This window comes from Xanthomarina spongicola, from assembly GCF_003148645.1.
Taxonomy (GTDB): Bacteria; Bacteroidota; Bacteroidia; order Flavobacteriales; family Flavobacteriaceae; genus Xanthomarina; species Xanthomarina spongicola.
Genome location: NZ_QGGP01000014.1, coordinates 1 through 8,272, shown reverse-complemented (window position 1 = coordinate 8,272; position 8,272 = coordinate 1). Strand labels below are relative to the sequence as shown.

The 8,272-nt window shown below is 30.2% G+C and carries 11 protein-coding genes; 10 read left to right on the top strand and 1 reads right to left on the bottom strand.

What is annotated here, in order from left to right; all coding sequences use genetic code 11:
• Positions 1 to 23: 23 nt before the first annotated feature.
• From LX78_RS14510 to LX78_RS14465, 10 genes are all read left to right on the top strand, one after another.
• Positions 24 to 866: a tetratricopeptide repeat protein gene (locus LX78_RS14510; protein ID WP_109683476.1), complete on the top strand. Its 843-nt coding sequence runs from the start codon at positions 24 to 26 to the stop codon at positions 864 to 866.
• A 249-nt stretch (positions 867 to 1,115) separates the two neighbouring features.
• On the top strand, positions 1,116 to 1,937 hold the full coding sequence (locus tag LX78_RS14505; RefSeq protein WP_109683501.1) for a DUF6794 domain-containing protein: 822 nt from the start codon (positions 1,116 to 1,118) through the stop codon (positions 1,935 to 1,937).
• A gap of 180 nt (positions 1,938 to 2,117) precedes the next feature.
• Positions 2,118 to 2,591 (top strand): hypothetical protein, encoded by a 474-nt coding sequence (locus LX78_RS14500; RefSeq protein WP_170109859.1) that lies wholly within the window; start codon positions 2,118 to 2,120, stop codon positions 2,589 to 2,591.
• Positions 2,592 to 3,342: 751 nt separating this feature from the next.
• A complete protein-coding gene (locus LX78_RS14490) occupies positions 3,343 to 3,837 on the top strand; it encodes a hypothetical protein (protein ID WP_146192601.1) in 495 nt (164 codons plus the stop codon).
• Between the two features lie 177 nt (positions 3,838 to 4,014).
• On the top strand, positions 4,015 to 4,191 hold the full coding sequence (locus LX78_RS14850) for a hypothetical protein (RefSeq protein ID WP_170109858.1): 177 nt from the start codon (positions 4,015 to 4,017) through the stop codon (positions 4,189 to 4,191).
• Positions 4,192 to 4,480: 289 nt separating this feature from the next.
• Positions 4,481 to 5,347 (top strand): DUF5677 domain-containing protein, encoded by an 867-nt coding sequence (locus tag LX78_RS14485; RefSeq protein WP_109683497.1) that lies wholly within the window; start codon positions 4,481 to 4,483, stop codon positions 5,345 to 5,347.
• 156 nt (positions 5,348 to 5,503) lie between these two features.
• Complete coding sequence (locus LX78_RS14480) at positions 5,504 to 5,836, top strand: hypothetical protein (RefSeq protein WP_109683496.1); 333 nt, start codon at positions 5,504 to 5,506, stop codon at positions 5,834 to 5,836.
• 10 nt (positions 5,837 to 5,846) lie between these two features.
• On the top strand, positions 5,847 to 6,260 hold the full coding sequence (locus LX78_RS14475; RefSeq protein ID WP_146192600.1) for a hypothetical protein: 414 nt from the start codon (positions 5,847 to 5,849) through the stop codon (positions 6,258 to 6,260).
• 167 nt (positions 6,261 to 6,427) lie between these two features.
• Positions 6,428 to 7,153: a DUF6090 family protein gene (locus LX78_RS14470; RefSeq protein ID WP_109683494.1), complete on the top strand. Its 726-nt coding sequence runs from the start codon at positions 6,428 to 6,430 to the stop codon at positions 7,151 to 7,153.
• A 20-nt stretch (positions 7,154 to 7,173) separates the two neighbouring features.
• Positions 7,174 to 7,935 (top strand): DUF6090 family protein, encoded by a 762-nt coding sequence (locus LX78_RS14465; RefSeq protein ID WP_109683493.1) that lies wholly within the window; start codon positions 7,174 to 7,176, stop codon positions 7,933 to 7,935.
• Positions 7,936 to 7,975: 40 nt separating this feature from the next.
• Here the strand turns inward: LX78_RS14465 and LX78_RS14460 are convergent.
• Positions 7,976 to 8,272, bottom strand: a 297-nt coding sequence (locus tag LX78_RS14460; RefSeq protein ID WP_146192591.1) for a transposase, incomplete at its 5' end; no start/stop codon positions are given.

Genomic DNA, 8,272 nt, shown 5'->3' with positions numbered 1-8,272 from the left:
GTTGTGCAACATTTGACCAAAAAATGAAAAATAACATCAAAATATTGACAATTCTAATATTTGCTACCATTTCTTCTTGTGGTCAAAATGATAAATCTGACAAAGATATAGCGGAAAACAAACTGATAGAATTAAATCCTAACAAAGAAAAGCAGCAAGAAATTATAAATGAACATCTGAAAAACGGAGCGTGGAAATACGAATTATATTCAAGAGAATGGCAAGAAGAAATTGACAAGGGACTAGAAAAAGACAGTACTATCGCATATTTATGGCAACAAAAGGCAATGCCAATGTTCAAACAGGCAAAATATGAGGTTGGAATGGAATATATTGACAAAGCTGTGAAATACGACCGACAGGATTGGCAAGATTACAGAGCATTTATAAAATGTATTTTTGCAAAAACTTATCGAAATGCCATTACAGATTTTCAAGATTATAAAAAAAGGTTTGGATATGGCTATGTAATGGACCATTCATATGATTTCTACATTGGACTTTCCTATTTGCAATTGAATGAATTTCAAAAAGCAGAACAGATTTTTAAACAAGATTATGAATATCAACTAAAAGAAAAAGGGAAAGATTGGCTTCATCATTTAGACTTGTTTTACTACGGAATTAGCAAATATGAGCAAAAAGACTATTCAGGAGCTATTAAAATTTTCGATAAGGCTTTAGAAATCTATCCCGATTTTTCAGAAGTACAAATTTTCAAATCGGATTGCTTAAGAAAAACAGGAAAAATAACAGAGGCAAATGAATTACAGAAATTAGGAGAAATTAATGGTCGCAACGGAAATACAATAAACGAAGACAATGTGATTTATGAAAAGTATCCTTATCAAATAAGATGGTACTGAATAAAAAACGTTGCACAACAACGTGTATAACTAATTGCTAGTCTGTGTTTACTCGGAAAATCCTACGGATTTTCCTAATGGTTCGGTTTATTTTGTTAACTTAGTTCTTGCCAACGCAACTAGCCATAACACAAACACGTTGTGCGTAATTTAAGAAACCTCGTTACTCAACCAAAAACATAGTTCACTCATTATGACTTTTGTAATTAAAAGAACCGAATTATTTTCGAGAAACTAAATAATTGAAAAATGAAACTCTTGATTACTTTACTATTCTTAATATTTTCCATCACAACATTCGGACAACAAATCAAGTCGCCAAAAAATTTAGACGAGGAAGATAAAGTCAGATACACCACAGACAGCTTAAGAGGTCACTATATTCCAAAAGACCTTGATGATGCAATAAACTCACTCAATAAAATTTATTCAGACAGCTTAAAAGTAGAAATTACTAAACTTGCCGAAAAAGATTATGTATATGGGAATTATAGATTTGGAATTGGTTTATGGATGAGAAATAACTGGCAACTTTGGGGAGGCTCTCGTCTTTCCAAATTTTTTCGAGATAATAAAATTGGTCATCCCGAATCAATGTCTGTTGTTATTTTAGAAAGTTATTATCGTTTTTTAAAAAATGAAGACATCAGATTTGACGAACAAATAAAAGAATATGTAGAATGGGAAGAAAAAGCAAAAGCAGATGAATTAGAACGAGAAAGAAAAGAATTGAAAGAAAAGAAAAAGAAATTCGCTGAATTGAAAATTGGAGATGTTTTAGAGTTCAATTATGATTACGAATTTGCTAGTAAAAGTCAGGAAAACAAATGGATGGAAGATACTTGTTTGGCTAAAGGAATTCTAATTGAAAAAGATTCGGAAAATTTAAAAATAAATGTCAAGGTTATTGAAAGTTGCGATAGAAAAGGTATAGTAATTTACAATACCGATAACATTATGATTTTGAATGAGGATACAAAAAAATGGACTCGACCAAAAAAAAGAATAGTAAAGTATTTGAAAAAAGGGAAAACTGCGTGGTTTGAAATTGATGATTGGGATTTGGAATAAAAAACTACGCACAACACCGTATAAAATTAATTGCTTGGTTGTCGCCTACTTACGAAAGTCCTCGCGGACTTTCTATCTGTGATTTATTTACTAACTTTAGTTCTTAAAACATGCAACTAATCTTATACAACAACGTTGGCAATAATTATGAAGAACCCGATAATCATAACAATATTCATTTTGATTTTTTCAGCAAACAAGGTTTATTCTTGTTCTTGCGAAAAGTCAAGTGTTAAATATGGATTTGAACATTCGGACTTGATTTTTACTGGAAAAGTTGTGGAAATTAACGAAGGAAAAGTTTATGACTCAATCCCAAGCTCAACTGAAAAAGGAAAATATTACGTTCGAGAAATTAATAGAATTGAGTTTGTTTTTAAAGTAAACGAACTGATTAAAGGAAAAGAAAAATCGGATTTCATAACTATTGTGACTTCTGGTGGCGGAGCGGATTGTGGAAATTATTTTGACCTGAACTCGGAACATTTGATTTACTCATACGAAACGGATTTACAAGTAAACACTTTTGACGAGAATAATAAAGTTGAACCATATTTTTCGACTGACCTTTGCACTCGGACTAAAAATCTGAACCGAACAAAAAAATCGGAAATAGACCGACTGAAAAGATTGAATAAACGGAACAAAAAATAACTATTGCCAACAACGTATAAAATTAATTGCTTGGTACGAGCCTGCTTACGAAAATCCTCGCGGATTTTCTATTCGGTTTGTATTTGCTAAATTCGTTGCTTAACCACGCAACTAATCTTATACAAAACCGTTGGCATTCATTGCGGAACGGACTCATTATCAAAAAAAAATAATTTTTATCTATTCAGAATATGGATACCATTATCGGAATTTTAATGCTAATCATTGTGATTACAATGTTTTATTTCATCATAAAACAGGTTTCTTTTCCAAAACATGATTTTTCAGGTGATTTGGAAAAAGAAAAAGAATCGTATGGATATACAATCTCAAAATTACATGGTTTTATAAATGACATCAAATCCCTTTTTCGAAAATAAAAACTAAAGCAGAATTTATCAATTTTGCGGAATAAAAACTCAACAAACATCTGACTGACCAAAGCAGTACGCAACTGTTGCGACGGACTGATTAGCGAAACGCAAAAAAAAATTGCCGATTGACCAAAAACTGTAAGAAAAAAAACAACGAAATGCCAACACAGTATATAAAAAATTGCTAGTTTTAGCTTAACCAATGTGAGTTGCTTTGTTTGCTTGCTTCCGATTTTCCTTCGGAAAATCCTCGCACACAAACACGCAACATTTCATATACGTAACCGTTGTACAACATTACGATTGAAATGAAAAAGAACTTATTTTACATATTATTTTTTTTTACAAGTATATCTTGTTTTCAACCAAGATACAAATTGAGTGAAAAAGAAAAAGAGTTCAATCCTTACCAAGAAGGAGACTTATTAATATTTGAATCAAACTCAAAAAAAATAGACACTTTTTATATTTCAAAGATTGATTTAGTATTTAACGATGGATTAGGTATAATTGAATATAAACAAGCATTAAGAGTATATGAAGGAAAAGCTCCAAAAGAGAATGAATTTCACGATAAAAGAACTTTTTTATTGGAAATTCGTTCAGGAGGTTCGAAAGAGCAAACTTTCATTGAATTACGAGACTTTATTGATGGAAAACAGAACTATTCTGATTTGATAGAAAAACCGACTGATAAATTGGAAACAAATTTTGGTGTGCTTGAGGATATAATCTCTATAAAAAGCAACAAGAGTTTAGATTATGATTCAAAGATTTACGAATATTTTTGGAGTTTCGAGAAAGGAATTGTAAGATTTAAAAAGGGAGATTCTTCTATTTGGACACTTAAAGATTTTAAAAGATATGATTAAAAAACGTTGTACAACACCTCATAAAATTTATGCTTACATTTAAAGTAAATAACGAACCGACAAACATTCAACAAACGATTTGCTACGTCCGAAAAATCTCCGATTTTCCAGTCGCACAAATCTTATAAAAACCCGTTGTAGGTAATTTAAGCGAACTGTGATAAAACGACAAAATTAATGGATTGGATTAATCTTCTTATTGGAACCTTATTAATTCTACTTGGGATTTTTCTAATCAAACTCTATCAAGATTTAAAAAAAGAAAATAAAGCAGGAGGATTATCTTTCAAAATGCAAACTGCGGGAATTGGATGTATAATAATCGGAATTGGACTAATTATTAGAGAGTTTTAATGACTCAAATCTGAATTGGAATATAATCTCTTAAAACGGAATGAAAATCGGAATTATTGAATTGTATATTGAAAAAAACTGATTTCCAATCTGACCCTCACCGAAACTGAACTGAACTGAACTGAAAATAAAAACTACCTACAACACTGTGTATAAAAAATGCTTATTTTAGTGCTTAATCAAAAGGAAAGTGCGTGTTTGCTTTCTTCCGATTTTCGTTCCGAAAATCCTCTGACGCAAACACGCACTTTTCATACACAAACACGTTGGCATTCATTTAAACCGAACCTTGAACAAACTTCATAAAATAGAACCAAAATATTCAAAAGCTGAATTAACTGAATTTAAAGATGAAAATCAGTTTATGGATGCTTATGTCGAATTATTAAAGCAAACTATTACTTTATTATTTTTAATAATTGGCGAAAGATATTGCGAAGGAAAAGAAGGAATTCCAAGAAAAATTAATCGGAATGAAGCCATAATTGGTGGAAACCTAACTCGGTTAATAAAATTAAACACTTCATTTCTTGAAAATATTTGCAATGGAAAATTAGAAATCTGTTATATACTTAATAGATGTATCGCTGAAACTGCAATAAACACACAATTTATGATAGCAGAAGGTGAAGAAAATGTTTTAAGAAATTACATAAAATATTCACTTATAACTGAAAAAGAATTGTGGAATACTATAAAAGATAATGTAAAGGACAGAAATGATGAAAAATTACACATTGAAGAAAGAATGCAAAAATCAATTGAAAGGAGTTTTAACTCGTCTGATTTTGATTTAGAAAATGTGAATAGAAGTTCAAAATGGAAATCAATTGCAAAAAGAGCCGAATATGTTGCAGGAGACCAATTTTACAAAATATTTTATGGTATTGGTAGTCATTCAATTCACGGAAATTGGCAAGATATTTTAATGAATAATTTGACAAAAGAAGATGACGAATTCAAATTAAACCTTGAATGGAATAGACCAAGACCACAGATTATGGATGGTGCAATCATAATGAACTTAATATTGACAAAATCTTTTGTAGAAAAAGAAAAATTAAAAGGATTGGAATCTTATTTGGAAAAAACAGAGCTTTTAATGAAATATCACGCTGACTTGACAAATGAACACGAAAAGTATCTAAAAAAATAAAAAACGAAATGCCAACACCGTGTATAATTAATTGCTTTTTATGTGCTTACTTGCGAAAATTCCTGCGGAATTTTCTCTGGTTCGTAAAAGTTTGCTAGCTTAGATGCTTAACCACGCAACTAACCATACACAAACACGTTGTGCATAATGTCCAAAATGACGCAGGAATTAACAGAAATAGAATTTAAAAATAGCTTTGGTAATGGAATGACAGACATTACCGAAATAGAAATTGATGAGCCGATTGACATTTGGAATTATGTGAAAAAATTGACCGAAAATCAAATCGTGAGCCGAATTGTTTACGAAAAAGAACTCGTGGAAAAAGTTTATCGAAATAATTTAAAAACCTTTGACCACATTTTACTTCCGACTGAAAAACAAAATGTATTTCTGACAATTGTGGTGGATTTGGAAAAGAAAAAAATATTCGGACACAAAATTTTGGACTTAAATAACGAATACGGAATTGAAGAAAATACCGATTAAAATAAAATATTTGATTTACGGACTTTGTGGACTGATTTTTATAGCTCTGAATTTTGCAATTGGAGCAAAACTTCACATCGGACTTATAGAAACACTACAAAAACTGACTGACTATCATTTCGGAATTTCGACAAACACATTGGATTATTTGACTTTAGCATCATTTCCATTTTTTGGTATGTTATATAACTCAACAAGAACGGAATTTAATAAATCAGAATTATTAAAGGACATCTTAACTGTTTTGCTTTTCATCATCATAATATTCGGAATCGGACTTTATATGCTGATTTACTTTGGCAGGAGTGCAAATCCATTAATTCCTGAATATTTGTTAACAGAGCCATTTGATTTATACTCAACATTGTTAATCGGAATTGGAATTTTGACACCATATCTGATTATTAAACTGATTAAAAAATAAAACACTATGCACAACACCGTGTATAATTAATTGCTTGGTTCTTGCTTACTTGCGAAAATTCCTGCGGAATTTTCACGGGTTCGTAAAAGTTTGCTAACTTAGTTGCTTAACCACGCAACTAACCATACACAAACACGTTGTGCTTCATTATCAGAAACAAGTAACCAATGATAAAATTCTTTAGAAAAATAAGACAGAACTTACTTTCAGAAGGAAAAACTGGAAAGTATCTGAAATATGCTTTTGGAGAAATTTTACTTGTAGTTATAGGAATATTAATCGCATTGCAAGTTAGTAATTGGAACAAAAAAAGAATTGACTCTGATTCTGAAAAAGAAGCTCTTTTTGATTTAAATACAGAGATAAAATCTAATATAAAAGCACTGGAAATAATAATAGCTGAACACGAAAAATCATTGGTTGCAGGAAAGGAAATTAAATCAATGATAGTTGACACTAATAAGCTAAATAGCATTTCCAATGATAGCTTGAAGTCTATCTTAATTGTTATGAATTATAATTATACCTATGACCCTAAACTTGGTATTTTGAATTCAGTAATAAATTCAGGTAAAATTAATCTTATACAAAATAAGGACATAAGATATATGTTGTCTTCAATAAATGAATTAATTATTGACGCAAACGAATCAACTAAAGTAATAGAAAAATTAAGAGGAGAATATTATTGGCCAATGATTGCATCAAAAAGAGAAATAGTCGATTATAACAAGTTAACAAGAGATAATAAAACATCTTTTCGGAATCCTGAATTTGTTTGGTGGGTAGATTTCAATACTACCGTTAGACAAGAAGGTTTAGACGAAGAGAATGAATTATTGGAATTTCTCAAAAAAGTCAATGTATTAATCGAAATAGAAATTAAAAAATAACGAAAGCACAACGCTAGCCAATGATAAAATTCTTTAGAAAAATTAGACAAGATTTACTTGCAGAAGGTAAAACTGGAAAGTATTTAAAATATGCCGTTGGAGAAATTGTCCTTGTCGTTATTGGAATATTGATTGCATTGCAGATAAATAATTGGAATGAAAACAGAAAAAACTCTATTGAAGAAAGAGCTACTTTAGAAAACTTATTAGAAAATTTAAATTTATCAAAAATTCAATCTGAACAACTAATATCTGAAGAGAACCAACTTAAGCAGAACTTGATTCAAATTCTTGGAGTTAACTCCAATAATACTAAAGTAAACACTGAAATAATTAGTGACTCGATTTTCAAAAATGCCGTTTGGGATTTACAAAGCGATATGCCAACTTTTAACTCATACAATAATTTGAAAAGCACTAATAAATTGAGTTTAATTAAGAATAAAAATATTAATGAAAAATTTACTGAATTAGAGTTTCGCCAAAACAAACTCAATGACATTCTCGAAGACAGATTGAGCGTGCATCAAATTCGTATAGATGATATACTTGAAAACGACATCAATTTCATCCCTTTAGTAAAATCTAACATACCAACTATTAATATTGAAAACGAATCGAAAAATAATTATTTGCAAGTACTAGAAATTAAAAGAATAAGAAATCTTCTTGGTATGAAATTGTCATTTACCCAGGATGTGATTGATTTTCGGAAAAACCTTGATACAGAAATTAAAGGTTTAATAATTTTAATAGAAAAGGAATTGAACGAAAAGAAATAACGAAAGCACAACAAAGAACTGAGTTAAAAAACAAACAATTTTAAGCTAATTTTGAAACAAAGTTTTCATCGTATGACAAACCACTCTTTGCGATAGCAAAGGCTTGCTTTAACAGCTTATTGGCCACCGCAATTAATGCTAATTTCTTACTCTTTCCTTTAGCTACAATCCTATCAAAAAGTGCCTTACATGCTTTATTATATTTACAAGCTGAAAACGCTGCTAAAAATAGTAGATTCCTTAATTTCTTATTACCCACTTTACTAATTCTACTTCTCCCTCTTACACTACTACCTGATTCCCGTATCGTGGGTGTAATTCCAACATAACTACATAG